We start from the raw sequence: 24,147 nt of genomic DNA, 5'->3' as shown, positions 1-24,147 counted from the left end.
ATGACCACTTGACCTCTGGCCGGGTTCCGGCCTACGGTCGGTCCGTGATGTTCGAGCCGATCGCCCGCAAGTCCGCCTCCGGCGAGGTGTACGACCAGATCGCCGCCCGGGTGCTCGGGGGCGACCTCGCCGCCGGGGCGGCGCTGCCGAGCGAGCGCAACCTGGCCGAAGCGTTCGGTGTATCGAGACCCGCTGTCCGCGAGGCGATTTCCCGGCTATCCCACGCGGGTCTGGTGGAGGTGCGCCAGGGGGAGGCGACGTCGGTCCGCGACTTCCGCACCCAGGCCGGTCCGGAGCTGCTCCCGCGGCTGCTCGTGCGCGACGGCCGGCCCGACTGGGACGTCGTCCGCAGCGTCCTCGAGGCCCGACGCCTCATCGGCCGTCAGGTTGCCCGGCTCGCCGCCGCCCGCGCGACGGACGAGACGGAACCCCGGTTGCGCGACGCTGTGGCGCGGCTCGCGACGGGAGAGGACCCCGTCGCGCTGCAGGTCGCCGCCCTCGAATTCTGGGAACGCGTCGTCGACGCGGCCGACTCCCTCGCGTTCCGGTTGATCTTCAACAGCCTGCGCAACGCCTACGAACCGGCCATGACCGCGATGGCCGGCGTCCTGGTCGCCGAAGTCGGCCGCACCGACCTCTACGAACGGCTCGCCGGCGCGATCGTCGCCCACGACGAGGACGGCGCCGAACGCGCCGCCGGGGAACTGCTCGACCTGGGCACGTCGGCCCTGACAACCGCCATCGACCATGCGGAACACGCAGATGCGAGGAGCCGGGCATGAGCACGGATCGGACCGAACGGCGTAGCCGTCGCACCTCGATCGGCCTGTGGGACGCCGCCGCCGAGTTCGCGCGGCACCCGTCGCCGTGGATGATCGGCGCGATGCTCGCCGCCGCGAGCGTCGCGCGGGTTCTCCGCGGCGACTGGCAGATCTCCGACGCCCTGGTCCCACTGGTCGCCCTGCTGGTGTTCCCGCTGGTGGAATGGGTCATCCACGTCGGCATCCTGCACTGGCGGCCGCGCCGGATCGCCGGACTGACGCTGGATTCGCTGCTGGCCCGCAAGCACCGCGAGCACCACTGCGACCCGCGCGACGTGCCGCTGATCTTCATTCCCTGGCAGACCCTGGTGTGGCTGCTGCCGGTTCTCGTCGCCGGCGCATGGCTGGCCTTCCCCAGGGCCGGCCTGGCACTGACGTTCCTGGTGACCGTCGGCGTCCTGGGCCTGAGCTACGAATGGACGCACTACCTCATCCACACGGACTACCGCCCGAACTCGCGGCCCTACCGCGCGGTGTGGCGCCACCATCGGCACCACCATTTCAAGAACGAGCACTACTGGTTCACCGTCACCACCGCGGGCACCGCCGACCGGATTCTCGGCACCGAACCGGACCCGGCCTCGGTCGAGACGTCGCCGACCGCCCGGAATCTGCACGCGTCCCGCTGACCCGGCGCGTGGACCCCGCTCACGTGCGTCGCGCTGCGCCGGGCAGCCGCAGACGCCCGGCGAACTCGTGGAGCAGATCGATCAGATCCCGATCGTCGGTGCGGATGCGCCCGGTACCGCCGATCGCCGCGAGGCATCCCACGATCGCGGTGCCGTCGTCGCGCACCGGGACGGCGACCGCGGTGCGTCCCTGACGCAATTCGTCCTGCTCGACGGACACGTCGAGGCTCCGGATGCGACTCAGCTCGATCGCGAGCCGGTCGAGCTCGACGATCGTGCGCGGCCCCACTTTCGGCAGGGTTGTGCCGGGGACGAGATGGGGGCGGTCGGCGAGAAGCAGCTTCCCGATCGCGGACGCGTGCAGGTGCCGGGTCAACGACGACTCGCCCAGCAGCTCGTGGTCCGGGTCGCGATCCACCAGCCGGATCCGGTCCCGTTCGTAGGAGGCCAGATACACCCCGTGCCGCACCTGGGCGCGCAGATCCTCGAGCACCTCGGCCACCGGCCACGTCTCCACGTGCGGTGTTGCCGCCAGCTCCTGCGTCCGTCGGCCGAGCGCGAAACCCGACAGGTCGTGCACCCGCACCAGATAGCCGTCGGCGACGAGGAGGTTGAGCAGCCGGTACGCGGTCGCCGGCGGGATGCGGGTGAGCCGGGCCAGATCCTTGGCCGTCGCGCCCGAACCCAGCTGAGCTACCGCCTCGAGCAGGGCCAGCGCACGCTGCACGGCCGTCGGCTCCCGGCCGGTGACCTCGCGCGCCACCGTCAGAGATCCCGATGCGGGCCGCGGTCGGCACGCACCAGGGTCATCGCGCCGAGCCGGTCGGGTGCGAAGACCCCGGCGCCCGGCAGCACGTCCGCGGATTCCGCGCTGTCGAACACCCCGATCGCCGTCGCAGCGCGTGGCGTCCGCCGCCGGAGCAGGAGGTACCACAGGGGTCCCGCGGCGAGCAGCAGCAGGGGGACGGCCACCACGGCGGGATCGACCGCGACGATGCCGGAGCCGACGACGCAGCCGAGCAGCAGCGCGCCGCCCGCGGCCGCAGCACCACCGACGAGGGTCGAGCCGCGGGTCTGCTCGCCGATTCTGGTCAGGAAGCGCAGGGAGGCGACGGCCACCAGGACGTACGCGACGAGCACCGCGACGCGTACCGCGTGCTGAAGCCCCGCGACGAGATGCGGAGCCCCGGCCTTGGCGACGGCGATCGTGAGCGCCACCAGCCCGGCCGCGGCGACGGCACGGTACGGCGTGCGGTACATCCGGTGCACCGCGGCCAGGGGCCGGGGGAGCACCCGCTCGATCCCCATCGTGTACCCCAGTCGCGAAACCGCGTTGACCGATGCCATCGAGGACGCCAGCCACGAGCAGGTCAATCCGAGATGCAGCGCCACGACGACGGCGACCGGCACGCCGGAGTCGGTGCCGTGGCGATACGCGTCGATCACCGTCCCGCCGCGGCCACCCCAGACCGCCAGGGCCGCGAGGACGCAGAGCGCCCCGCAGATCACCGGTGTCCAGAGCACGGTGCGGGTGACCGTCACCAACGGTCGCCGGGCCTCGGGTGCCAGGAAGGTGGCGCTCTCGAATCCGGCGAGCGCGAACACGGCGGTGAGCGCCAGGACCACGAGTTCGCCGGCGCCGCCGCCGGGGGGTTCCGCGACCGGTGTGGGCACGGCCGGCACGAGGAACAGCGTGAGGATGAACGCGAGCGAGCACGCCTCCACCAGCAGGATCGCGTGGACCGCGAATCTGATCCCGCGGACCACGCACGCGCCGATCACGCAGGCCAGCACGAGATACAACGGCAGTGCGGGAACGGAGACGCCGGCCCCGTGGGCGACTGCCAGGATCGACTGCCCCCCGTGGTAGAGGGTGAGCCCGGCACTGCCGAGGTACTTCACCGCCAGCGCGGCACCACCGCCGAGCGCGGCGCGCGGGCCGAGTCCCTGCGCGACGAACGTGTACGGGCCGCCGGCGGCGGCGAGGCGGCGGGTGAAGGCCGCGAAGCATCCGGCCACCGCGCCCAGCAGGACCGTCGTCGCCGCCACGGTGAGCAGGCCTGCGAGCATCGACTGCCCGGCCACGATCGCGGTCGTCAGGACGACCATCGACGCGGCGGGCGCCGTGGTGGCGACCGACTGCGCGAGGACCTCGATGCCGGACAGCCGGCGCCGGCCGAGGGCTCGTAGCGGCGACAAGGCCGGTCGTTCCGGCTCACGCGCCGTGAAGGACTGCGTGATCGCGTCGGAGAGTGCGGACATGGCACGCGAAGCTATCGGCCCGGTGTTTCCGGTCTGTTTCCGGGGGAAGTCGAACGGGCGCACCGGGATCGAGAATTCGGGTCCGCGGCGGACCGTCGTTCTCGAGCGCCGGTCCGCAAGACGTTGCGCGTGCGAGACATCCCCGCATCCCGCTCTTCCCACCATAGGTGCCGAGCCGATCGGGACGGTCGGTGTTGCACGATGGGAGCAGTCACTGTGGCAGTTACACGTAGGTCTTTCATGAAAGGACTCGGCGTCACGGGCGGCGCCGGCCTGATGTACGGCGCGATGTCCACGATCGGCCTCGCGCCCGCAACGGCGTCGGCGCCGGCTTTCCGGGCGCCGGCGCGCAGCGACCTGATCGGCCGGGTGGACGGCCATCATTCGGTCGTCGTCCTCGGCGGCGGCCCGGCCGGATTGTGCGCCGCCTACGAATTGGGGAAGGCCGGGTACGACGTCACGGTGCTGGAGGCTCGGCGTCGGCCCGGTGGCCGGGTCTGGTCCGTGCGCGCCGGAACGGAGGAGACGGACCTGAACGGCGAGAAGCAGGTCTGCACCTTCGCCGACGGGCACTACTTCAACCTCGGTGCCACCCGCATCCCGCAGAGCCACGTGACGATGGACTACTGCCGCGAACTGGGGGTGGAACTGCAGGCGTTCGGCAACCAGAACGCCAACACCTTCGTGCACTACTCGAGCGACACGGCGTTGTCCGACCGGTCCATCACGTATCGGGCGGCGAAGGCCGACACGTACGGGTACATGTCGGAGCTGTTGCAGAAGGCGGCCTCCCGCGGCGCACTCGACGACGTGCTCACCCAGGCCGACAAGGACGCGCTGTCCGAGTTCCTCAGTGACTTCGGCGACCTGTCCGGCGACGGACGATACGTCGGGTCGACCCGCCGCGGGTACACCTCCGAGCCCGGCGCCGGTCTGGACTTCGGCACGCACGAGCCGCCCTTCGCGATGACGGACGTGATCCGCGGCGGCATCGGCCGCAACTTCAGCTTCGACTTCGGCTACGACCAGGCGATGATGATGTTCACCCCGGTCGGGGGCATGGACCGCATCTACTACGCGTTCGAGGACCGCATCGGTACCGACAGGATCGAATACGGGTCGGAGGTGACGGCCCTGCAGAACACGACCGAGGGGGTGCGGGTGGAATACACCCGCGACGGTGCGCCGCGGGTGGTGGACGCCGACTTCGCGATCTGCACCATCCCGCCGCACCTGGTGACGCGGCTGAACCACAACCTGCCCGCCGACGTCGTGCACGCACTCGGCGCGGCCGAGCCCAGCTCCTCGGGCAAGCTCGGCATCGAGTACACGCGCCGCTGGTGGGAACTCGAGGACCGGATCTACGGCGGTGCCAGCAACACCGACAAGGACATCTCCCAGATCATGTTCCCCTACGACCACTACAACTCGGACCGCGGCGTGGTCGTCGGCTACTACTCCTCGGGCAAGAGGCACCTCGGTTTCGAATCGCTCACGCACAAGCAGAGATTGGCCAAGGCGATCGCGGAGGGGGCAGAGATCCACGGCGACAAGTACACCCGCGACATTGCCTCGTCGTTCTCGGGCAGCTGGCGCCGCACCCGGTACTCGGAGTCGGCCTGGGCATCGTGGCAGGGTGCCGGGGGTTCCCACGGGGGAGAGGCAACCCCCGAATACACCCTGCTGCTCGACCCGGTGCAGAACGTCTACTTCGCCGGCGACCACCTGTCCAACGCGATCGCCTGGCAACACGGTGCGTTCACCTCCGCACGCGCCGTGGTCACGTCGCTGCACGAGCGTGTCGCCGCATCCTGACATCCCCATCCCGGACAAGGAGAGATCCATGAACAAGCGTGCCGCCCGAACCGTTCTCGCGGCCCTGGTCCTGCCCGTCGTCGGCGCCTCGACCGTGGCGTGCTCGTCCACGGACGCGGAGGCCGGCTCGGCACCGCCCGTGCTCGTGCAGTCGGTGCTGCCGGTCGGGGAGGCCAACCCGATGATCGCCGAGGGCGTGGGCATCGGCGCCAGCGCCGCCGTGTACAAGACCAGCGGAATCGGGCCGTCGGCCGCGAACACCGCCGCGCCGCAGGGGTCCCCGGAGTCCTACATCGACACCGCGACCTTCGCGGGCGGTGTCCTCCCGGCCGGGGTGACGGTCACCGAGGCGCAGGGCATCAATGTGCTCCGCAAGATCCGCGACAATCTCGAGGCTCAGGGGCTCGGTCTGGCGGACGTGACCACGATGCGGGTCTTCCTCGACAACGCCCCGGGGACGGATCGCGCCGACTACGCCGGATGGAACCGGGCGTACCGCCAGTTCTTCGCGAACACCAACCTCGAGACCGGCGACACCGAGCTGGTGCCGATGGGGACCGCCGAGCCCGCCGCGCCGCTCGAACGCAACCCGGCTCGCCCGAGCCGATTCGCGCTGGAGGTGGCGAGTCTGCCGGTGGCCGGGTGGCTCGTCGAAGTGGAGGTCGACGCCGTCTACCCCGAGGGGAAGGGACCCCGCTGATGGGAGCACTCAGTCCCGCCCACTGGGCGATCATTGCTCTCGTGGTGCTGGTGTTGTTCGGATCCAAGCGGCTGCCCGAGGCCGCACGGGGCCTCGGACGGTCGATGCGAATCCTGAAGACGGAAGTGGGTGAGTTGCATACGGACACCGGCGACGCGCCACGGGAGCTGTGAACGCGTGGGCCTGCGCCGCGGCGCAGGCCCACGGGCCGCGTCCGCCGGGCGATGGGTCGAAGTTCCCATCCCGGGGCGGGCCGAATGGGCAATCCTTCCGATGCCGGTCACCGTCGGTGCTCCTAACGTCCTCTGCGACGGCAGATTCGGACTCGGTCAGGAGCGGTCATGAGCGCACACGTCGGCGTCGGACCCGGTACGCGGCTGGTTCGGGGACGTGCCGCCGCACTCGCCGGGATCGTCGCGCCCCTCCTCTTCACCGTGGTGGTGCTGGCGCAGCAGGCAGCCCGGCGGGACGAGTACAGCCCGACCGCGGAAACGATCAGTGCGCTCGAAGCCGGCCCGAACGGCTGGATCCAGCAGTTCAACTTCGTCGTGTTCGGACTCCTGCTGCTGATCTTCACCGTCGCCGTGCACCGGGGACCGGCGGCCGACCGGACGGGCGCCCTCGGCCCGGTGCTGATCGGTCTCGCCGGCGTCGGCGCACTGCTCGCGGCGGTGTTCCCGCTGCGGGAGGACGCAGCGGGGGTCACCTACGACCCGGGCTACCACTTCGTCTCGGGCTTCACGTTCTTCTCGTGCATCGCGCTCGGCCTGGTCGTGACGTCGCGCCGTCTCGCACGCGACGGGCGGTTCCCGGCGCTGTCGCGCTACGTGCTCGGTGCGGGACTCGTCGCCGCGGCCGGCGTGCCGCTCATGGTCGTGCTGGTGCTGCCCGACGACGCGCCCCTGCACGACCTCGCGGGTCTCGTGCAGCGGGGCATTCTCTGGTTGGTCGTCTTCCCCACGCTCGTCGCGCTGGGCCTTTGCCTGCGCGCCGGGGGTGCCCCCACCGGGCAGGCCGGCGCCCGCTGAGCGAGGCGGGCGCCTCCGCGCTGTTAGAGGCGCGCGCCTCCGTGCTGATAGAGGCGGCGCCTCCGTGCTGATTGAGGCGGCGCCTCGGCGAGTCAGTTCCGGTATTCGGGGTTCGCGTCGAGGAACTGCGCGACGTACCAGCACGAGGCCGCGATCTTCAGGCCCTCCGAACGGGTGGCATCGAGGGCGTGGCGGACCACCTCGGCGGCGAGTCCGTGACCGCGGAACCGGGGCTGGGTGACGGTGTGGTCGAAGTCGCGCACACCGTCCGAGTCGGTGTAGTCGGCGAACGCGGCGAGGGTGTCGCCGGTGTACAACGCGAATCGGGACTGCTCGGCGTGATGTTCGATGCGGTGCTCGTCGTTGGTCACGCCAACGACCCTACCGGCCGTCGCGCCGGCGGGGGGATCCGCCCGCGGCGGCGGTAATGCGCGCGGCGCGGGCCGCGATGTTCCTGTTGTGGACCTGTGTCGAGGGCGGGCCCCGCGTGACGTGAGCGGTGACGTGGTGGTGGTGACGCGATGCAGTCGACAGTGGCGACGGGCTCAGGCGGGGACCGGGCCGGCCGGCGGGTGGGCGGCGCGGACGGCGTCGACGAACGCGGACTTGCGGGTCAGGTAGCGGTCCCGGAACTCGTCGAGGTCGTCGGTTCCGTCGCTCGAGACGGCGGTGAGGTATCCGAAGAGGGCGACGGCGGCGGCGAGCACCGGATCGGGAGCGGACAGCCGCATCTCGTTGACGATCGCGTCGAGGTCGACGATGCCGCGGGCGACCGAGCGCAGGTGCAGGTCGTCGGATTGCAGGGCCTCGGTGAGGTCGGCCTCGGCGAGGGCGGAGTGATCCGCCTCGAACAGGTGGTTGTAGACGCTGTCGGCGGCGTGCAGGAAGCGAACCTGCAGCGCGCGATCGGCCGCCCGCAGGGGAGCGGCCACGGCGGCGTTCCGTCGCGGGGGTCGCGCGCCGATCCGGGTGGCGAGGACGCCGAGGAGCACGCCGGCCGTGAGTCCCACCGGTACGGCCCACCAGGGTGCCGCACCGCTCGTGAGCAGGTCGGTCAGTGTCTCCACCGTACGGATCCTAACAGCGGAAGTCACATCAGTCTCACCAGTCACTCTGTTATCGAATCGTTCCGGCTGCGCGATCGGGTGGTTGTCGCAGGTCACTAACGTCAACGGTCGTTCGAAGGAGGTGCCGTATGACCGCATCCGCGCTGACGGACGCGAAACTCGTCCGCGCGTTGTCCGACGAATTCCTTTCGCGGCGAGTCGATTACAACGCGCTGGAGCGCCTTCATCACGGGGACGTGGCGGACTGGGCCGCCGCGGCGAGCAGGTTCGCGGCGCTGTCGGACGAGGAGGAACGGCACCTCGCCCTGCGCTGGCGGGACAATCCCCGGGAACTTCTCGACATCCTGCTCGCGCGGGCCGACGAGGTCACCGCCCGCCGATGCCGCACGGCCTGGGTCTCCCTCGACCGGTTCGCGCCGTTCGTCCGCGCGAGCAACGGGCCGTGACCACGGCACCGCCACGGGGCCTCAGGACTCGTCCACGACGATCACCTCGTCGTCGCCGAGTGCCCGGAACGGCAGCCGCTCGCGAGTGAGGAAGTCCAGCGTCCGCGCGACGCCCGCGTCGGCGAGGGGCGAGTCCCCGGCGTGCGGGACGATCGCGTAGTCCACCCACCCGAGACCGTCCCAGCGGGCCGGGACCCCGCAGACCGCGTCGACCTCGCCGGGATCGTCGGAGAATTCGAGACCGCGCAGGGACGGCGTCACAAGGCACGCCCCTGCGCTGTATCCAGCGTAGGCCAGCCCACCGGAACGGACCAGGTCCGTGAGGATCTCGTCGCCCCCGCACAGGGCGAGCCGCGCGCGCAGCACGAACGTGTTGCCGCCGCGCACCCACAACGCTCCGAACGGGGACAGCGCCGCCCGCAGGCCGTCGGGGGCGCCGGCATGGTCCCGCAGATCCACCTCGGTGGGTTCGTATCCGAGCGCACGCAGCGGCGCCAGCTCGCTCGCCACCGCCGAGTCCCGGGCCCGGGACGGCCATGCGTCGGCCGCGTTCGCGATCACCGCGATCGGGCACGGCCCCCGCGTGACTCCGAGGAGCAACCCGGGATCCGTGCCGAACCGGTACGACGACAGGAACAGCCGCACGAAGCCGCCGATCAGATCGTGAAGGCGAGGTGGTCGACGATCCGCCGGCCCACCGTCGTGTCGCCGCCGAGGGTGATCTCGTCGAGACGGTCGAACGCGTGCGTGCGGCCGCCGGCGAGCCGCACGAACAGCCGCGAATCCATAGCTACGGTGCTCGTCGCCGGACCGGACAGGGCCGGCACCACCGCGGCCCGGCCGTCCACCTCGACGTGGAGGGTGCGGGCCAGCGGGCCGCTCAGCTCGAACGTGATCCGCGCCCCGTCGGGAGCCTTGCCGCGCTTGCCGACGACGTACGCGAGCGCCCCGAAGATCTCCGCGGCTGCGAGCTCGGCCCGCGCGCCGCCCTCGTCGCCGGGCACGCCGAGCGCGTCGCGGAGGTCGAGTTCGTGCATCCAGCAGTCGAAGACGCGGATGCGCATGAAACGGCCGTAGGTGGCCTGCCCCACCGGGGTCATCGCCGGTTCGTCGAAGTCCTTCTGGGTCATGGCCCCGAGTTGCTCCCGCCGGCGCGCGACGATCTCCCGGTACCGCGCGAGCACCTCGTCGCCGGGCGTGCCGCGGAGGGACTCGATCCACCGTTCGTTGAAGGCGCCGATCTCGTTGCGGACGTGGCCGAGGGCGTGCACGTCGATCTCGACGTGCGGCGCCTCGATACCGGCGAGCATCGACTCGGTCCCGATCAGGTGTGCCGTGATGTCCTTGACCGTCCACCCGGGCAGCGAGGTGGGCGTGTACCAGGTGTCCCCGTGTACGTCGGCGAGCAGTTCGTCGATGACCCCGAACTGCTCGAGCAGCAGCGCGCGGATCGGCTCGACCGGGAACTCCGGCGCGGCGTCCGTGTCCGGCCCGGTGGTGCCGCCGGTCGTGGTGTTTCCGTGTGTCTTTCCGTGTGTCACAGTGCGTCCTCCGCTTCGAGACGGGCCAGGCCGGCGCGGATCGCCGCACCGGTGGCCTCCGGGTCGTGGGGCCGGCGCCGCAGCAGTCCCGCCGCGAGGCGCAGCTTGTCGCCGCGCCACCGCGGCAGCACGTGCAGATGCGCGTGGAAGACGGTCTGGAAGGCGGACCGGCCGTCGTTGAACACCAGGTTGGCGCCGTCCGCGGCGAAATCCGAGCGTTGCACGCCCCGGGCGATGCGCTGCCCGGCCCGGAACAGCGCGGCGCCGTGCTCGGGATCGAGGTCGTCGAGCCGGGGCGCGTGGACCCGCGGCACCACCAGCGTGTGCCCGCGGGCGATCGGCCGGATGTCGAGGAAGGCCACCACGTCGTCGTCCTCGTACACCCGCACGGCGGGAGCGTCGCCGCGGACTATGGCGCAGAACACACAGGAGCTCACCCGCTCACTGTAGGCGGGGCGTCTGCTCCGCGGCGACCGCTGCGACGAGTTGCGGCAGGCCCACCGCGGCGGTGGTGCGCCACACCTCGTCCACCCGGTCGGACAGGTCGGTCTGCTCGGGGTTGACCTCGACGACGGGGATACCGTGCCGGCGGGCCAGCGAGGGCAGGCCGGCGGCCGGATAGACGATCCCCGACGTGCCGACCACGAACACCACGTCGGCGGTCAGCACGGAGGCGGTGGCCGCCTCCCACGGTCCGGCCGGCAGCGGCTCGCCGAACCACACCACCCCGGGCCGCACGTCGCCGCCGCACGCGCCGCAGGCCGGTGGATCGAGACGGGCGACCGGCTCGGTGGGGGCCTCGGGCAGGTCGGCGGGGGTGCCGCACTCGGCGCACCGCGGCGAGAACAGGCTGCCGTGCAGATGCGAGAGCACGGGGCTGCCGGCCCGCTCGTGCAGGTCGTCGACGTTCTGCGTGACGATCGACAGGTCCACGGTGCGCCCCCAGCGGGCCAGCGCCCGATGCCCGGCGTTCGGCTGCACTCGTCGGACCAGGGCCACGCGCCACTGGTACCAGGCCCACACCGACGCGGGATCGCGGTCCCACGCCTCCGGTGTCGCCAGATCGGCCGGGTCGAAGTGCTCCCACAGGCCGGTCTGCGCGTCGCGGAACGTCGGCACGCCGCTTTCGGCGGACATTCCGGCGCCCGTGAGCACGGCGACCCGTCGTGCGGGCCGGGCCAGATCGAGGATCCGCGCGGGGGGAGTGGGCATCGGGTCAGGGTAGGGGGCCGGGGCCGGACTCGTCCGTACTCTCCTCGTCGTGCCGGAGGACGGCGCCGCACCGTGGGCACGGGGCCTCCGGTTCCTCGAGGAAGAAGCCGCAGTCGGGGCAGACCCGGTGCATCCAGCACACGGGGTCGCCGCCGGCGGCGGGCACGTCGTTCACCGCGCACCCCGCATCCGCTCCGCGAGGACGGCGGCGCCACTGTGCTCGAGGTCCCGGGTGGCGGTGAGCAGGACGACGGACCGGCCGTCGGCCAAGTCGTCGAGGCGCGCCAGGGCTGCACGCGCGTCCGGGCCGTCCAGTTCGGCGAGGTACCGGTCGCGGAACTCGGCGAACTGCGAGGCGTCGTGCGAGTACCACTTGCGCAGCCCGGTCGACGGCGCCAGGTCCTTGGCCCAGTCGTCGTGATGGAACGCGTCCTTGCGCAGCCCCCGCGGCCACAGCCGGTCGACGAACACCCGGAACGCCTCCTCGTCTCCCGGATGGTCGTACACGCGCTCGACGACGACGCTGCGACGTGCCATGGACTCGCCCCTCCTCCCTCACCGCGGATACGGCAGAATTGTGAAGTGAACTACCTCACATTCTGGCATCGTTCGACTGTTCGGACTCGATTCAGACGAAACCCAGCGGTTGCGCCGCTGTCGGGGGCGGGGTACGTCTGACTAGGCTCATCGCCCATCGTGCACGGCCCGAGTCGGCCGCTCGTCGCACATGACCCGCCGCTCATCGCGGTGAGGTGCCGATTCAACGCAGGAGTCGAAAACTTTGGAAACCGAGGATATGGGTACGGGACGTGCGGTGACAGCGCGACCCACCGTCGGCGTCGTTCGGGAAACCAACGACGGCGAGCGGCGGGTCGCGCTGGTGCCGATGATCGTCCCGTCGTTGATCAAGAAGGGGCTCGACGTGGTCGTCGAGTCCGGGGCCGGGCTCGGTGCGCTGATCCCGGACGAGGCCTACGTCGAGGCCGGTGCGCGGATCGGGGATGCGTGGTCGGCGGATGTGGTGCTCAAGGTGGCGCCGCCGTCGGATGCGGAGGTCGCCCGGATGCGGTCGGGGCAGGCGCTGATCGGGTTCCTCGCCCCGCGCAACGCGCAGAACCAGATCGGGGCGCTGGCCGCGGCCGGGGTGCAGGCGTTCGCCGTCGAGTCGATCCCGCGGATCTCCCGGGCGCAGGTGATGGACGCGCTGTCGTCGCAGGCGAACGTCGCCGGGTACAAGTCGGTGCTGGTCGCCGCGTCGGAGTCGACGCGGTTCTTCCCGATGCTCACCACCGCCGCGGGCACGGTCAAGCCGGCGACGGTGCTGGTGCTCGGTGTGGGGGTGGCCGGGTTGCAGGCGCTGGCCACGGCCAAGCGCCTGGGCGGGCGCGCCACCGGCTACGACGTGCGTCCGGAGGTCGCCGACCAGGTGCGGTCGGTCGGTGCGCAGTGGCTCGATCTGGGCATCGACGCCGCCGGTGAGGGCGGCTACGCCCGCGAACTCACCGCCGACGAGCGTGCGCAGCAGCAGGCGGCGCTCGAGGAGGCCATCAAGGGCTTCGACGTGGTGATCACCACCGCGCTGGTGCCGGGCCGGCCCGCGCCGCGGCTGGTGACCGCCGCCGCCGTGGAGGGCATGAAGCCCGGCTCGGTGGTGGTGGATCTGGCCGGCGAGACCGGCGGCAACTGCGAGCTGACCGAACCCGGACGCACGGTGGTCAAGCACGGCGTGACCATCTGCTCGCCGCTGAATCTGCCCGCGACCATGCCCGAGCACGCCTCGCAGCTGTATTCGAAGAACGTCGTGGCCCTGCTCGAGCTGATGCTCGACGAGTCCGGTGCCCTGGCGCCGGACTTCTCGGACGAGATCCTCGACGGCGCGTGCGTGACCCGCTCGAAGGAGAACGTCTAGATGTATACCGAACTGTTGGCGAACATCGCGATCCTGGTCCTGGCCGGGTTCGTGGGCTTCGCCGTGATCTCGAAGGTGCCCAACACCTTGCACACCCCGCTGATGTCGGGCACCAACGCCATCCACGGCATCGTGGTGCTCGGTGCGCTGGTGGTGTTCGGCCACCTGCCGGCCGGCGCGCCGTGGAGCATCAAGGTCATCCTGTTCGTCGCGCTGGTGTTCGGCACGCTGAACGTCGTCGGTGGCTTCGTCGTCACCGACCGCATGCTCGCGATGTTCAAGCCCAAGAAGCGGGTGCCGGTGTCGGCCGCCCCGGCGGAGCAGAAGGGAGCCGACGCGAAATGAGCTACCTCGTCTCCGTCCTGTACATCGTCGCGTTCGCGATGTTCATCTACGGTCTGATGGGCCTGACCGGCCCGAAGACCGCGGTCCGCGGCAACTACATCGCCGCGGTCGGCATGGCCGTGGCGGTGCTCGCCGTGCTGATCGACATCCGCGACACCGACAACTGGAGCTGGATCGTCGCCGGCCTGGTCGTCGGTGTCGTCCTGGGCGTCCCGCCGGCGCTGCGCACGAAGATGACGGCGATGCCGCAGCTGGTGGCGCTGTTCAACGGCGTCGGTGGCGGCACCGTCGCGCTGATCGCGTGGGCGGAGTTCCTCGACTCGGACGGCTTCACCACCCTCGCCGAGGAACCGACGGTGCCCGTGGTGGTCGGCTCGCTGTTCGCCGCGATCATCGGATCGGTGTCGTTCTGGGGTTCGCTGGTGGCGTTCGCCAAGCTGCAGGAGCTGCTGAACAAGAACCTCGAGCGCCGCCTCGTCGGCGCGGCCAAGGCCTTCCAGCTGGCGAACATCGTGCTCGCGCTCGCGGCGATCGCGCTCGCGGTGTACATCGGACTCGCGGCCGACCCGGCGAACGATCCGACCTCGGCGGTGTGGATCGTCGCGCTGCTCGTCGTGGCCGGGCTGATGGGCCTGTTCGTGGTGCTGCCGATCGGCGGCGCCGACATGCCGGTGGTCATCTCGCTGCTCAACGCCCTGACCGGCCTGTCGGCCGCGGCGGCCGGCCTGGCGCTGAACAACCAGGCGATGATCGTCGCCGGCATGATCGTCGGTGCGTCGGGTTCGATCCTGACCAACCTGATGGCCAAGGCGATGAACCGGTCCATCCCGGCGATCGTGTTCGGCTCGTTCGGCGGCGACGGCGGTGCCGGTGCGGTGGCGGGCGGGGCCGGCGGCACCGTCAAGGCGACCTCCGCCTCCGATGCCGCGGTCCAGATGGCCTACGCCAACCAGGTCATCGTGGTGCCCGGGTACGGGCTGGCGGTGGCGCAGGCGCAGCACGCGGTCAAGGAGATGGCGGCGCTGCTCGAGGAGAAGGGCGTGGAGGTCAAGTACGCCATCCACCCGGTCGCCGGCCGGATGCCCGGGCACATGAACGTCCTGCTCGCCGAGGCCGAGGTGCCGTACGAGGCGCTCAAGGAGATGGACGACATCAACGGCGAGTTCTCCCGCACCGACGTCACCGTCGTCATCGGCGCCAACGACGTCACCAACCCCGCCGCCCGGCAGGATTCGTCCAGCCCGATCTACGGCATGCCCATCCTCAACGTCGACCAGTCCAAGTCGGTCATCGTGCTCAAGCGCTCGATGAGCTCCGGCTACGCCGGCATCGACAACCCGCTGTTCACCGCCGACCGCACCTCCATGCTCTTCGGCGACGCGAAGAAGATGGTCTCCGAGGTCACCGAGGAACTCAAGGCGCTGTAGGGAGTTCGACGAACCGGGGCGTCCGCACGGAACACCGTGCGGGCGCCCCGCTCGTGTGCGACCGTCGGAGGTGGCAGGCGGGCTGTGCCCCGGCCCGTGGCACCGACGGAAAGGATGCGTCCCGTGACCGAGCACCCAGGGACCGAGCACTCAGGGACCGAGCACCCAGGGACCGAGAGGACGTACAGGGTCGGCTACTTCGTCGGCAGCCTGTCGTCCACCTCGATCAACCGTATCCTCGCGAAGGCGTTGATCCGGCTCGCCCCGCACGACCTCGAATTCGTCGAGATCGCCATCCGGGACCTGCCGCTCTACAGCCCCGACTACGACGCGAACTACCCGCCGGAGGGGGCCGCGCTCAAGGACGCGATCGCCGCTGTGGATGCGGTGCTGTTCGTCTCACCCGAGTACAACCGGTCGATTCCCGGGGCGCTGAAGAACGCCATCGACTGGGCGTCGCGCCCGTGGGGGCAGAACTCGTTCGATCACATCCCGGCCGCCGTGATCGGCGCCTCCATCGGCGCGATCGGCACCGCCGTGGGCCAGCAGAGCCTGCGCGCCGTGCTGAGCTTCTGCAACGCGCGGCAGATGACGTCGCCCGAGGCGTACATCCATTACACGCCCGAGGTCTTCGGGGACGACGGCACCGTCCACAACTCGGGCACCGAGGACTTCCTCCGCAACTACATGCGCGAGTTCCGCGACCACGTCGTGCGGGTCCTGACCGTCCTCCCGCGCTAGCGGCCGTCCACGCGCGCGAGCGTGCGACGGGTCCGCTCACCGACGGAGCCGGCGAGGGCTGCGGCGGCGAGCACACATGCCAACGGCACCGTCATCGCCGCGGTGAGCGACGTCGCCTCCGAGAGCCAGCCGATGGTGGCGGGCCCCGCCAGGAACCCGATGTATCCCATGCCGACGACACGGGACATGTTGCGGCCCGGGGCGCCGGCGTCGATGTTCCCGGCTGCGCTGAAGATCTGCGGCACGGCGCCGGACAGGCCCAGCCCGAACAGCGCCCATCCGGCGAGCGTCGTGGGCAGCCACGGGGAGGCGACGACCGTGCCCATCCCGGCCCCCGCCAGCAGCGTGCCGTACCGGACCACGGCCACGGCGCCGATGCGGGCGCTGACGCGGTCCGCCACGAAGCGGCCGAGCGTCATCGTCGTGGAGAACGCGCCGAAGGCCAGCGCCGCGACCGCATCCGGGCTGCCCAGGTGTTCCTTGACCTGCAGGGCGCTCCAGTCGTTGGCGACGCCCTCGCTGAGCATCAGCATGAACGCGAGCCCGCCGAGCAGCAGCACCCGGCGGGAGTATCCGCCGCGCGGGCCGGCCTCGCGCGGGTGCTCGACCCGGGGCACCCGCACGAGGTGCGGCGCCGAGACCGCGACGACGAGCGCGCCGACGAGGCCGGCGCCGCCGAGGGCGACGGCCGGGGCGAGCCCCGTCGCCAGGGCGGCCGCCCCGACCAGCGACCCGGCGACCCCGCCGACCGAGAACAGGCCGTGGAACGCGGCCATGATCGGCCGCCGGTAGCGTTGCTCGACCGCCACGGCCTGCGAGTTCATCGACACGTCCAGGGCGCCGTTCGCGAACCCGAACACCGCGAGCGCCACGCCCAGCTGCCACGCCGCGCCGGCCAGGCCGGGGCCGAGGGTCGCCACCGCCAGCAGGACCGCCGCGGCGACGGTGGTGCGGTCGCTGCCGAACCGGTCGGCGAGCGGACCGGTGGCCTGCATTCCGGCGATTGCCCCGGCCGCGAGGACCAGCAGCAGGGAACCCAGCGTGGCGTGGTCGATGCCGACGCGCTCCTCGATCGCGGGGATGTGCACCACCCACATCGCGAGCAGGAACCCGTTGACGCCGAAGGTGGCGAACACGGCCGCGCGGGCGCGGCGAAGATCCTGAGCGGTCACGTGTCCCGACGCTACCGCCCGTCAGATACCGGCGAGCAGTTCCGGCACCGGGTCGGTGAGGATCGCCCCGATCTCGGCCAGCGCCCGCGCTGCCTGCTCGCCGTCGACGAGACGATGGTCGAACGACAGCGACAGCGTCGTCACCTGCCGGACGGCGAGTTCGCCGTCGACCACCCACGGTCGCGGGGTGACGGCACCGAGCGCGAGGATCGCCGTCTCCCCGGGATTGAGGATGGGGGTGCCGGTGTCGACGCCGAACACGCCGATGTTGGTGATCGAGACCGTGCCGCCGGTCAGGTCGGCCGGGGTGGCCCGGCCGGAGCGGGCGGTCTCCGCGGCGTGGGCGATGGCGCCGGCGAGGTCCGGCAGCGACATGCGGTCGGCGTCGCGGATCACCGGCACCATCAGGCCCGAGTCGGTGGCGGTCGCGATGCCCAGGTTGACGTAGTGGCGGGTGACGATCTCCTGGTGCTCCTCGTCCCAGGCCGCGTTGAGGACGGGCTGGTGCTCGAGCGTCCGCAGCAGCGCCTTGGCCACCACGGTGAGCAGCGTCGGGTGACGGCCCTCGAAGGCGGCCGCGCCGCGCAACCGGGCGACGAGGTCGACCGTGGCGGTGACGTCGCAGGTGAGGAACACGGTCACGTGCGGGGCGGTGAAGGCGCTGCGCGCCACCGCGGCGGCGGTACGTCTGCGGATCCCGTGGATCGGGGTCCGGGTCTCGCGATCCGATCCTGTTGCCGCCGTAGCGGATCCGCGTTCCTCCGCGGCGCGTCGGACGTCCGGGACGGTGATCGCCCCGCCCGTGCCGGTTCCCGTCACCTCGGTGAGATCCACGCCGAGGAGCCGGGCCTCGCGGCGCGCCGACGGTTTCGCGTCGGGGCGGTGCCGCTCCCCGGGCGGTGGGGGTGCCTGCGCCGGGGCCGGTGCCGCCGCTGCGGCGCGGGCCGCGCGCCGGCTCACCGGCGCGGCGCCCGGCCCGTAGCCGACGAGCACCTGCACGGGTGAGTCCCCGCCACCGGTCGGGGCCGGCGCGGTGCCCGCCGCGACCGGCACCGCGATGCGGATCAGTGGCGCCCCGACGGGCACGCCGGCGCCCGGCTCGGCGAGCAGTTCGGCGACCGTTCCCGCGTACGGGGAGGGCAGTTCCACCGTTGCCTTGGCGGTCTCGACCTCGGCGATCACCTGGTTGAGCTCGACCCGGTCGCCGACGGCGACGGACCACGACACCAGTTCCGCCTCGGTCAGGCCCTCCCCGAGGTCCGGCAGCCGGAAGACCTCGCTGTGTTCGGTCACCACGGTGCCGTGTTCGCTCATGCCCGGTTCCATGTCCGGCTCCTCACGCCGCGAGGCTGCGGTCGACGGCGTCGAGGATCCGGTCCGGGTCGGGCAGGTGGTAAGCCTCGAGTTTCGCCGGGGGATAGGGGATGTCGAAGCCGCCGACCCGCAGCACCGGCGCCTCGAGCTGGTAGAAGCAGCGCTCCGCGAGCTGGGCGGCGATCTCGGCGCCGATGCCGCAGAACAGCGGAGCCTCCTGCACCACGACGAGCCGTCCGGTGCGCCGGACCGACGCCTCGACAGTGTCGAAGTCGATGGGGGAGAGGGACCGGAGGTCGATCACCTCGACCGAGTGCCCCTCGGTGTCGGCGATCTGCGCGGCGTGCAGCGCGGTGGCCACCATCGACCCGAACGTCACGACGGTGACGTCCGTTCCGGGCCGGGCGACGCGGGCCTTGTCGAGCGGGAGGTCGGGCTCGGCGTCGAGGTCGACCTCGCCGCGGTCCCAGTACCGGCGTTTCGGCTCGAGGAAGATCACCGGGTCGTCGAGCGCGATGGCCTGCTGGATCATCGTGTAGGCGTCGGCCGGATGGCTCGGGCTGACGACCCGCAGTCCGGCGGTGTGCGTGAAGTACGCCTCGGGTGACTCCGAATGGTGCTCCACCGCACCGATCCCGCCGCCGTAGGGGATGCGGATGGTCAGGGGGGCGGTGACCCTCCCGGCGGTGCGGTAGTGGATCTTGGCGACCTGCGAGACGATCTGGTCGAACGCGGGGTAGACGAAGCCGTCGAACTGGATCTCGCACACCGGCCGGTAGCCGCGCAGGGCCATGCCGAAAGCCGTTCCCACGATCCCGGATTCGGCGAGGGGCGTGTCGATGACGCGGTTGTCGCCGAAGTCCTTCTGCAACGTGTCGGTGACCCGGAAGACCCCGCCGAGCCGGCCGACGTCCTCGCCCATGATCACCACCTTGCGGTCGTGTTCGAGGGCCCGGCGCAGCCCGGCGCCGAGGGCGGCCCCGAGGGCCAGCGTGGTGGTGGTCATGACAGCGCCTCCTCGTGGGTCGCGTTCTCGAAATCGGCGAGGTAGTCGCGGTAGCGGGTTCGTTCCTCGGCGATCATCGGATGGTCGGTGGCGTAGACGTGGTCGAACATGCTCAGCGGCTCGGGGTTCGGGGCACCGAGGGTGCCGGCGCGCAGCCGGGCCGCGGCCTCGTCGGCGGCGGCGCCGACCTCGTCGAAGAACTCGTCGCCGGCGTGTCCTTCCCGCCGGAGCAGCCGGTGGAGCCGGTCGATCGGGTCCCGGGCCTTCCACAGTTCGGTCTCGGCGGGGGTGCGGTAGCGGGTGGGGTCGTCGGAGGTGGTGTGCGGGCCCATCCGGTAGGTGATGGCCTCGACGAACGACGGGCCGCTGCCCTCCCGCGCATGCCGGGTGGCCCGGCGGGTGACGGCGAGTACCGCGAGCGCGTCGTTGCCGTCGACCTGCACGGCCGGCATCCCGTAGCCGGCGGCGCGCTGCGCGATCGGGACGGGACTCTGCGACCGGACCGGGTGGCTGATCGCCCAGTGGTTGTTCTGGCAGAAGAAGACCACGCCGACGCCCCACGCGACGGCGAAGCCGAGGGCCTCGGCGATGTCGCCCTGGCTGGTCGCCCCGTCGCCGAAGTAGACGACGGTGGCGATCTCGGCGCCGTCGAAGTGGGCGCCCATCGCGTATCCGGTGGCGTGCAGGCCCTGGGAGCCGACGACGATGGCGGGATTGGTCATATTGACCGTGGCCGGATCCCAGCCGGAGTGGGCGCACCCGCGCCACAGCCGGGTCATGTCGGCGGGGTCGACGCCGCGGCACCAGGCCACCCCGTGCTCGCGGTAGCTGGTGAACACGTAGTCGTCGCGGTGGAGGGCGTGCGCGGAGCCGACCTGGGCGGCCTCCTGGCCGAGCAGGGGCGCCCACAGTCCGAGTTCGCCCTGCCGCTGCAGCGCGGTGGCCTCGGCGTCGAGGCGGCGGACGACGACCATGTCGCGGTAGAGGGCGCGGAGTTCGTCGGGTCCGACGTCGGCGACGAGCGCGGAGTACTCGGGGTTGTAGACCCGTCGTCCGTCGGGCTGGATCAGCTGGACCGGATAGGCAATCTTGTCGACCACCGTGCACCACCTCGCTATGGCGGGACCGGTCGCCCTCGTGAGGCGGGCCGGCGGACCTGTGTTGTACCTCACATGATCCACGCGGGGTGCAGGTGCGCAATCGGCCGATGCGCAATTGTGCAGGAAGCACGGTTTCGGGGTGCCCGACGCTGTCATACTGCGAAATATGACCAGTCTCGATGCCACCGACGCCCGGCTGCTGCTCGAGCTTGCGCGGACCCCGCGGGCGACCGGGGTGGAGCTGTCCCAGCGTCTGGGGTTGTCCCGGAACACGGTGCAGGCGCGGCTCGCGCGATGGGATGCGGAGGGGGTCCTCGGGTCGTTCGAGCGGCGGGTGGATCCGCGGGCTCTCGGCTATCCGCTGGCGGCGTTCGTCGCCACCCGGGTCGATCAGCACCGGCTCGATTCGGTCGTCGCGGCCCTGGCACAGATCCCGGAGGTGACCGAGGTGTACGGCATGACGGGGCAGACGGACCTGTCGGTGAAGGTGGTCGCGCGCGACGCCGAGGATCTCTACCGGCTGGCCGGGCAGATCCTCGAGATCCCCGGCGTCGAGCGCACCAACATGGCGCTGGTGATGCGCGAACTGGTGGGTCCGCGCACGACGCCGCTGCTCGAGCGGCTGGCGCAGCGATGAGGCGTGCCTTCCGGGACCGGGTCCCGGAAGGCACCACCGCGGACTAGAGGATCTCGTAGATCGTGGCGTTGGCGGTGCCGCCGCCCTCGCACATCGTCTGCAGGCCGTAGCGGCCACCCGTGCGGCGCAGGTGGTGGATCAACGTCGCGGCCAGGCGACCGCCCGAGGCGCCGAGGGGGTGGCCGAGCGCGATGGCACCGCCGAGGGGGTTCAGCTTCTCGAGCGGCGCGCCCGTCTCGCGTTGCCACGACAGCGGTACCGAGGCGAAGGCCTCGTTGACCTCGAACGCGTCGATGTCGTCGAGCGACAGTCCCGACCGCTTCAGCGCCAGGGCGGTGGCCGGGATGGGGCCGGTGAGCATCTTGACCGGATCGTCGCCGGTGACCACGGCGGTGTGCACGCGCGCGAGCGGGGTCAGGCCCAGCGCCTTCGCCTTCTCCGAGGTGGTGATCAGCAGCCCGGAGGCGCCGTCGGAGATCTGGGACGCGTTGCCGGCGGTGACCACTCCGTTCTCCCGGAACGGGGCCTTCAGGCCCGCGAGCTTCTCGACGGTGGAGCCGCGCCGGATGCCCTCGTCCGCGGCGATCACGGTGCCGTCCGCCAGGGTGTACGGCGCGATCTCGTCCGTGAACAACCCCTCGTCCTGCGCGCGGGCGGCCCGCTCGTGCGACCGGACGGAGTACTCGTCGAGCTCGGTGCGGGAGATGCCCCACTGCTCGGCGATGATCTCGGCGCCCACGCCCTGGTTGAAGCGGCCGTGGAAGCCGGGCGCGGTGAGCTCGTCGGCGTACCGCTCGCGGGCCGGACCGCCCATCTGCCCGGTGCCCTCGGGGGCGGAGGAACCCAGCGGGATCGCCGACATGATCTCGACGCCGCCGGCGACGACGAGATCGGCCTGGCCGGAGATCACCGCCGCGGCCGCCGTCGAGACGGCCTGCTGCGACGAGCCGCACTGCCGGTCGATGGTGAAGCCGGGCACCGATTCCGGCCAGCCCGCGCCGAGCACGGCCATGCGGCCGATGTTGCCCGACTGCATGCCGACGGATTGCACGGTGCCCCAGTGCACGTCGTCGACGAGCGCCGGGTCGATGCCGGTGCGTTCGGCGATGGTGCGCAGGACGTGGGCGGACAGCTCGACGGCGTGGACGCCGGACAGGCCGCCGCCCCGCTTGCCGATGGGGGTACGAACGGCTTCGACGATGACAGCATCGCGCATCTTGGGATCGCTCTCTCTCGGGGACGTGCGGATGCCCCGGAGTGTAATCCGGTAGATGAATACAATGCCAAGCGGATGCTTGGTGGTCGGGAGCTATTCCGCCGGGGGCGTCACCAGCTGGGCGACCGCCTTCTTGATCTCCTTGGGGATCGCCACGGGACGTCGCGTGCGGGCGTCGACGTACACGTGCACGAAACGCCCGGTCGCCGCCGGCTGCAGCCCGCCTTCGCCGTCCTCCCGGAAGATGGCCAGCGAATAGGTGACACTGCGGGTTCCCAGCCGCTCCACCGCCAGGCCGACGCGCAGCCGGTCCGGGAACGACAGCTCCGCCAGATACCGGCACGACGTCTCTGCGACCACGCCGATCGCGTCCAGCTCCCGGATGTCGACCCCGGTCGTGGCCATCAGCCATCCGTTGACCGCGGAGTCGAAGTACGAGTAGTAGGTGACGTTGTTGACGTGGCCGTAGTGGTCGTTGTCCGCCCACCGGGTCTGCATCGGCCAGAGGACCGGGAACCGGGCGGGAACGGGTGGGTCGGCGGCGGGCGTCGTCGGCTGGCGGTTCGTCACCGTGCTGACGATAGTCCCACGCGGACGGCAAGTCCGACCATCAACGCCCAGAATGCCGATCCGATACCGAACAGGGTCGATCCGGACGCCGCGACCAGGAACGTCACGACCGCTGCTTCGCGCTCCGGCGCGTCGCGCAGAGCCGAGGCCAGGGCCCCGCCGAGCGTCGCGAGCAGGGCCAATCCGGCCACCGCCTCGACCACCCCGTCCGGTGCCATCGCCACGACCGTCGCGAGCCCGGTCGAGCACAGGGCCAGCGCGAGATACGACCAGCCCGCAGACCACGCCGCCACCCACCGGCGTGCCGGATCCGGGTCCGCCTCGGGCGCCGCCGCCAGCGCCGCACTGATCGCCGCGAGGTTGATCGCGTGCCCACCGGCCGGCGCGGCCACGACGGTGCCGAGGCCCGTGACCGTCATCGCCGCCCGCCACGGCGTGGCGTAACCGAACGAGTCGAGCACTGCGGTGCCCGGGATGTTCTGCGACGCCATCGTCACGATGTACAGGGGCACGGCGATGCCGAGCAGCGCCTGCCACGTCCACGCCGGAGCCGTGAGATCGATCGAGGGCAGCAGATCCCGCGCCGCGGGCCGGGTTCCCGAGCGCGACAGGTGGATTGCCACGACCACCGCGGCCGTCGCGAACGCCCCCGGCACCGCCCAGCGCGGCCGCAGCCGCTGCAGCACGAGCCACGTCGCCACCACGGGCAGGATCGAGGCGGGCGAGGACATCACCCCCTCGACCGGGGCGAGGCAGAGCGGGACGAGCACCCCGGCGAGCATGGCCTGCGCCAGTGGCGTCGGGATCGCCGCGATCAGGGCGCCGAGCCGCGGCCACAGCCCCGTCAGGACGATCGCGGCGCCCACGACGACGAACGCGCCCACCGCGGCCGGCCATCCGCCCGCCACCACGCCGGTGCCGGCGAGCAGCGCGGCGCCGGGCGTGGACCACGCGAGGGTGATCGGTGTGCGGTACCGCCGCGCCAGCCACAGGATGCCGAGCCCCTGCGTCACACAGAGCGCCAGCAGACCGGACGCCGCCTCCGACGGCGACGCCCCGACCGCCCGCGTCGCAGCTGTACACGTTCCTGCAGCATGCGATGCTGGACCTCGACGCCCAACCGGAATCGCTCGAGCTCGTCGTCGCATCGGGGTTGCTGCACCTCTCCGACGATGTTGCAGGCGCGCGG

29 protein-coding genes are annotated in these 24,147 nt (G+C 71.6%); 12 read left to right on the top strand and 17 right to left on the bottom strand.

What is annotated here, in order from left to right; genetic code table 11:
* Positions 1-47: 47 nt before the first annotated feature.
* Both G6039_RS15660 and G6039_RS15655 read left to right on the top strand, forming a co-directional pair.
* Positions 48-782 carry a FadR/GntR family transcriptional regulator gene (locus G6039_RS15660; RefSeq protein WP_029542852.1) on the top strand — a complete coding sequence of 245 codons (735 nt, stop codon included), beginning with the start codon at positions 48-50 and terminating at the stop codon, positions 780-782.
* Positions 779-1,450 carry a sterol desaturase family protein gene (locus G6039_RS15655; RefSeq protein WP_043797238.1) on the top strand — a complete coding sequence of 224 codons (672 nt, stop codon included), beginning with the start codon at positions 779-781 and terminating at the stop codon, positions 1,448-1,450. The genes G6039_RS15660 and G6039_RS15655 overlap by 4 nt, the downstream gene beginning before the upstream one ends.
* Before the next feature lie 19 nt (positions 1,451-1,469).
* On the opposite strand, the gene G6039_RS15650 is transcribed toward G6039_RS15655, so the two are convergent.
* The gene (locus G6039_RS15650) at positions 1,470-2,213 is read right to left on the bottom strand and encodes an IclR family transcriptional regulator (protein WP_080688447.1); all 744 of its coding nucleotides are present in this window, start codon (positions 2,211-2,213) and stop codon (positions 1,470-1,472) included.
* A gap of 2 nt (positions 2,214-2,215) precedes the next feature.
* Positions 2,216-3,712, bottom strand: a complete 1,497-nt coding sequence (locus G6039_RS15645) for an APC family permease (RefSeq protein WP_043797237.1) — start codon at positions 3,710-3,712, stop codon at positions 2,216-2,218.
* Between the two features lie 201 nt (positions 3,713-3,913).
* Here G6039_RS15645 and G6039_RS15640 point away from each other — a divergent pair, with 201 nt between their 5' ends.
* The 4 genes from G6039_RS15640 to G6039_RS15625 all read left to right on the top strand — a co-directional run bounded on the left by G6039_RS15640 (position 3,914) and on the right by G6039_RS15625 (position 7,255).
* A complete protein-coding gene (locus G6039_RS15640; RefSeq protein ID WP_144415010.1) occupies positions 3,914-5,527 on the top strand; it encodes a flavin monoamine oxidase family protein in 1,614 nt (537 codons plus the stop codon).
* 28 nt (positions 5,528-5,555) lie between these two features.
* Positions 5,556-6,227 (top strand): Rid family hydrolase, encoded by a 672-nt coding sequence (locus G6039_RS15635; RefSeq protein WP_043797233.1) that lies wholly within the window; start codon positions 5,556-5,558, stop codon positions 6,225-6,227.
* Complete coding sequence (gene tatA, locus G6039_RS15630) at positions 6,227-6,400, top strand: Sec-independent protein translocase subunit TatA (RefSeq protein ID WP_006940119.1); 174 nt, start codon at positions 6,227-6,229, stop codon at positions 6,398-6,400. Before G6039_RS15635 ends, tatA begins: the two co-directional genes overlap by 1 nt.
* A 168-nt stretch (positions 6,401-6,568) precedes the next feature.
* The gene (locus G6039_RS15625) at positions 6,569-7,255 is read left to right on the top strand and encodes a DUF998 domain-containing protein (protein ID WP_051445987.1); all 687 of its coding nucleotides are present in this window, start codon (positions 6,569-6,571) and stop codon (positions 7,253-7,255) included.
* 92 nt (positions 7,256-7,347) lie between these two features.
* On the opposite strand, the gene G6039_RS15620 is transcribed toward G6039_RS15625, so the two are convergent.
* Both G6039_RS15620 and G6039_RS15615 read right to left on the bottom strand, forming a co-directional pair.
* Positions 7,348-7,626: a GNAT family N-acetyltransferase gene (locus G6039_RS15620; protein WP_006940123.1), complete on the bottom strand. Its 279-nt coding sequence runs from the start codon at positions 7,624-7,626 to the stop codon at positions 7,348-7,350.
* A gap of 174 nt (positions 7,627-7,800) precedes the next feature.
* Positions 7,801-8,322: a hypothetical protein gene (locus G6039_RS15615; protein WP_006940125.1), complete on the bottom strand. Its 522-nt coding sequence runs from the start codon at positions 8,320-8,322 to the stop codon at positions 7,801-7,803.
* Positions 8,323-8,450: 128 nt separating this feature from the next.
* On the opposite strand from G6039_RS15615, the gene G6039_RS15610 reads away from it, so the two are divergent.
* Complete coding sequence (locus G6039_RS15610) at positions 8,451-8,768, top strand: hypothetical protein (protein WP_006940127.1); 318 nt, start codon at positions 8,451-8,453, stop codon at positions 8,766-8,768.
* 21 nt (positions 8,769-8,789) lie between these two features.
* On the opposite strand, the gene G6039_RS15605 is transcribed toward G6039_RS15610, so the two are convergent.
* From G6039_RS15605 to G6039_RS15580, 6 genes are read right to left on the bottom strand one after another with little or no spacing between them, the layout of a single operon-like run.
* A complete protein-coding gene (locus tag G6039_RS15605; protein WP_043797229.1) occupies positions 8,790-9,413 on the bottom strand; it encodes a Type 1 glutamine amidotransferase-like domain-containing protein in 624 nt (207 codons plus the stop codon).
* A gap of 11 nt (positions 9,414-9,424) precedes the next feature.
* Positions 9,425-10,309 carry a maleylpyruvate isomerase family mycothiol-dependent enzyme gene (locus G6039_RS15600; RefSeq protein WP_006940133.1) on the bottom strand — a complete coding sequence of 295 codons (885 nt, stop codon included), beginning with the start codon at positions 10,307-10,309 and terminating at the stop codon, positions 9,425-9,427.
* The gene (locus tag G6039_RS15595) at positions 10,306-10,746 is read right to left on the bottom strand and encodes an HIT family protein (RefSeq protein WP_029542872.1); all 441 of its coding nucleotides are present in this window, start codon (positions 10,744-10,746) and stop codon (positions 10,306-10,308) included. Before G6039_RS15595 ends, G6039_RS15600 begins: the two co-directional genes overlap by 4 nt.
* 4 nt (positions 10,747-10,750) lie before the next feature.
* Positions 10,751-11,521: an SIR2 family NAD-dependent protein deacylase gene (locus tag G6039_RS15590; RefSeq protein ID WP_051445986.1), complete on the bottom strand. Its 771-nt coding sequence runs from the start codon at positions 11,519-11,521 to the stop codon at positions 10,751-10,753.
* A gap of 4 nt (positions 11,522-11,525) precedes the next feature.
* On the bottom strand, positions 11,526-11,696 hold the full coding sequence (locus G6039_RS15585; protein ID WP_164528083.1) for a hypothetical protein: 171 nt from the start codon (positions 11,694-11,696) through the stop codon (positions 11,526-11,528).
* On the bottom strand, positions 11,693-12,058 hold the full coding sequence (locus G6039_RS15580) for a DUF488 domain-containing protein (RefSeq protein ID WP_006940140.1): 366 nt from the start codon (positions 12,056-12,058) through the stop codon (positions 11,693-11,695). The genes G6039_RS15585 and G6039_RS15580 overlap by 4 nt, the downstream gene beginning before the upstream one ends.
* A 259-nt stretch (positions 12,059-12,317) precedes the next feature.
* Here G6039_RS15580 and G6039_RS15575 point away from each other — a divergent pair, with 259 nt between their 5' ends.
* The 4 genes from G6039_RS15575 to G6039_RS15560 all read left to right on the top strand — a co-directional run bounded on the left by G6039_RS15575 (position 12,318) and on the right by G6039_RS15560 (position 15,943).
* The gene (locus G6039_RS15575) at positions 12,318-13,430 is read left to right on the top strand and encodes a Re/Si-specific NAD(P)(+) transhydrogenase subunit alpha (RefSeq protein WP_043797226.1); all 1,113 of its coding nucleotides are present in this window, start codon (positions 12,318-12,320) and stop codon (positions 13,428-13,430) included.
* Positions 13,431-13,775, top strand: a complete 345-nt coding sequence (locus tag G6039_RS15570) for an NAD(P) transhydrogenase subunit alpha part 2 (RefSeq protein WP_006940142.1) — start codon at positions 13,431-13,433, stop codon at positions 13,773-13,775.
* The gene (locus G6039_RS15565; protein ID WP_029542879.1) at positions 13,772-15,202 is read left to right on the top strand and encodes an NAD(P)(+) transhydrogenase (Re/Si-specific) subunit beta; all 1,431 of its coding nucleotides are present in this window, start codon (positions 13,772-13,774) and stop codon (positions 15,200-15,202) included. Before G6039_RS15570 ends, G6039_RS15565 begins: the two co-directional genes overlap by 4 nt.
* A 123-nt stretch (positions 15,203-15,325) precedes the next feature.
* Positions 15,326-15,943, top strand: coding sequence for an NADPH-dependent FMN reductase (locus tag G6039_RS15560; RefSeq protein ID WP_029542881.1), 618 nt, complete (start codon positions 15,326-15,328; stop codon positions 15,941-15,943).
* Here G6039_RS15560 and G6039_RS15555 read toward each other — a convergent pair.
* Genes G6039_RS15555 through pdhA form a run of 4 tightly spaced genes read right to left on the bottom strand, consistent with a single transcriptional unit; the run spans position 15,940 to position 20,535 of the window.
* Positions 15,940-17,115 carry an MFS transporter gene (locus G6039_RS15555; RefSeq protein ID WP_029542883.1) on the bottom strand — a complete coding sequence of 392 codons (1,176 nt, stop codon included), beginning with the start codon at positions 17,113-17,115 and terminating at the stop codon, positions 15,940-15,942. The genes G6039_RS15560 and G6039_RS15555 overlap by 4 nt on opposite strands.
* A gap of 21 nt (positions 17,116-17,136) precedes the next feature.
* A complete protein-coding gene (locus tag G6039_RS15550; RefSeq protein ID WP_029542885.1) occupies positions 17,137-18,441 on the bottom strand; it encodes a dihydrolipoamide acetyltransferase family protein in 1,305 nt (434 codons plus the stop codon).
* Positions 18,442-18,451: 10 nt separating this feature from the next.
* Entirely contained in the window at positions 18,452-19,435 is a 984-nt protein-coding gene (locus G6039_RS15545; protein WP_006940154.1) for an alpha-ketoacid dehydrogenase subunit beta, read from the bottom strand.
* Positions 19,432-20,535 (bottom strand): pyruvate dehydrogenase (acetyl-transferring) E1 component subunit alpha, encoded by a 1,104-nt coding sequence (gene pdhA, locus G6039_RS15540; RefSeq protein ID WP_006940155.1) that lies wholly within the window; start codon positions 20,533-20,535, stop codon positions 19,432-19,434. Before pdhA ends, G6039_RS15545 begins: the two co-directional genes overlap by 4 nt.
* A gap of 166 nt (positions 20,536-20,701) precedes the next feature.
* On the opposite strand from pdhA, the gene G6039_RS15535 reads away from it, so the two are divergent.
* Positions 20,702-21,172 (top strand): Lrp/AsnC family transcriptional regulator, encoded by a 471-nt coding sequence (locus G6039_RS15535; RefSeq protein WP_006940156.1) that lies wholly within the window; start codon positions 20,702-20,704, stop codon positions 21,170-21,172.
* Between the two features lie 43 nt (positions 21,173-21,215).
* On the opposite strand, the gene G6039_RS15530 is transcribed toward G6039_RS15535, so the two are convergent.
* The 3 genes from G6039_RS15530 to G6039_RS15520 all read right to left on the bottom strand — a co-directional run bounded on the left by G6039_RS15530 (position 21,216) and on the right by G6039_RS15520 (position 24,106).
* A complete protein-coding gene (locus G6039_RS15530; protein ID WP_029542887.1) occupies positions 21,216-22,388 on the bottom strand; it encodes a thiolase family protein in 1,173 nt (390 codons plus the stop codon).
* 93 nt (positions 22,389-22,481) lie between these two features.
* Entirely contained in the window at positions 22,482-22,958 is a 477-nt protein-coding gene (locus G6039_RS15525) for an acyl-CoA thioesterase (RefSeq protein ID WP_006940160.1), read from the bottom strand.
* Positions 22,955-24,106 carry a benzoate/H(+) symporter BenE family transporter gene (locus tag G6039_RS15520; RefSeq protein ID WP_420902767.1) on the bottom strand — a complete coding sequence of 384 codons (1,152 nt, stop codon included), beginning with the start codon at positions 24,104-24,106 and terminating at the stop codon, positions 22,955-22,957. The genes G6039_RS15525 and G6039_RS15520 overlap by 4 nt, the downstream gene beginning before the upstream one ends.
* Positions 24,107-24,147: the final 41 nt, after the last annotated feature.

It is taken from the genome of Rhodococcus aetherivorans (genome assembly GCF_011058165.1).
Classification (GTDB): Bacteria; Actinomycetota; Actinomycetes; order Mycobacteriales; family Mycobacteriaceae; genus Rhodococcus; species Rhodococcus aetherivorans.
This window is presented reverse-complemented; position numbering and strand designations above follow the sequence as displayed.

Bases quoted from the DNA above. Each gene is read 5' to 3' on its own strand.
- G6039_RS15590 (WP_051445986.1), bottom strand. From the start codon at position 11,521: ATGCCCACTCCCCCCGCGCGGATCCTCGATCTGGCCCGGCCCGCACGA.
- G6039_RS15610 (WP_006940127.1), top strand. From the start codon at position 8,451: ATGACCGCATCCGCGCTGACGGACGCGAAACTCGTCCGCGCGTTGTCC.
- G6039_RS15640 (WP_144415010.1), top strand. From the start codon at position 3,914: ATGGGAGCAGTCACTGTGGCAGTTACACGTAGGTCTTTCATGAAAGGA.
- G6039_RS15545 (WP_006940154.1), bottom strand. From the start codon at position 19,435: ATGACCACCACCACGCTGGCCCTCGGGGCCGCCCTCGGCGCCGGGCTG.
- G6039_RS15530 (WP_029542887.1), bottom strand. From the start codon at position 22,388: ATGCGCGATGCTGTCATCGTCGAAGCCGTTCGTACCCCCATCGGCAAG.
- G6039_RS15645 (WP_043797237.1), bottom strand. From the start codon at position 3,712: ATGTCCGCACTCTCCGACGCGATCACGCAGTCCTTCACGGCGCGTGAG.
- G6039_RS15535 (WP_006940156.1), top strand. From the start codon at position 20,702: ATGACCAGTCTCGATGCCACCGACGCCCGGCTGCTGCTCGAGCTTGCG.
- tatA (WP_006940119.1), top strand. From the start codon at position 6,227: ATGGGAGCACTCAGTCCCGCCCACTGGGCGATCATTGCTCTCGTGGTG.
- G6039_RS15575 (WP_043797226.1), top strand. From the start codon at position 12,318: ATGGGTACGGGACGTGCGGTGACAGCGCGACCCACCGTCGGCGTCGTT.
- G6039_RS15550 (WP_029542885.1), bottom strand. From the start codon at position 18,441: ATGGAACCGGGCATGAGCGAACACGGCACCGTGGTGACCGAACACAGC.
- G6039_RS15635 (WP_043797233.1), top strand. From the start codon at position 5,556: ATGAACAAGCGTGCCGCCCGAACCGTTCTCGCGGCCCTGGTCCTGCCC.
- G6039_RS15580 (WP_006940140.1), bottom strand. From the start codon at position 12,058: ATGGCACGTCGCAGCGTCGTCGTCGAGCGCGTGTACGACCATCCGGGA.
- G6039_RS15625 (WP_051445987.1), top strand. From the start codon at position 6,569: ATGAGCGCACACGTCGGCGTCGGACCCGGTACGCGGCTGGTTCGGGGA.
- G6039_RS15520 (WP_420902767.1), bottom strand. From the start codon at position 24,106: ATGCGACGACGAGCTCGAGCGATTCCGGTTGGGCGTCGAGGTCCAGCA.
- G6039_RS15570 (WP_006940142.1), top strand. From the start codon at position 13,431: ATGTATACCGAACTGTTGGCGAACATCGCGATCCTGGTCCTGGCCGGG.
- G6039_RS15655 (WP_043797238.1), top strand. From the start codon at position 779: ATGAGCACGGATCGGACCGAACGGCGTAGCCGTCGCACCTCGATCGGC.
- G6039_RS15660 (WP_029542852.1), top strand. From the start codon at position 48: ATGTTCGAGCCGATCGCCCGCAAGTCCGCCTCCGGCGAGGTGTACGAC.
- G6039_RS15565 (WP_029542879.1), top strand. From the start codon at position 13,772: ATGAGCTACCTCGTCTCCGTCCTGTACATCGTCGCGTTCGCGATGTTC.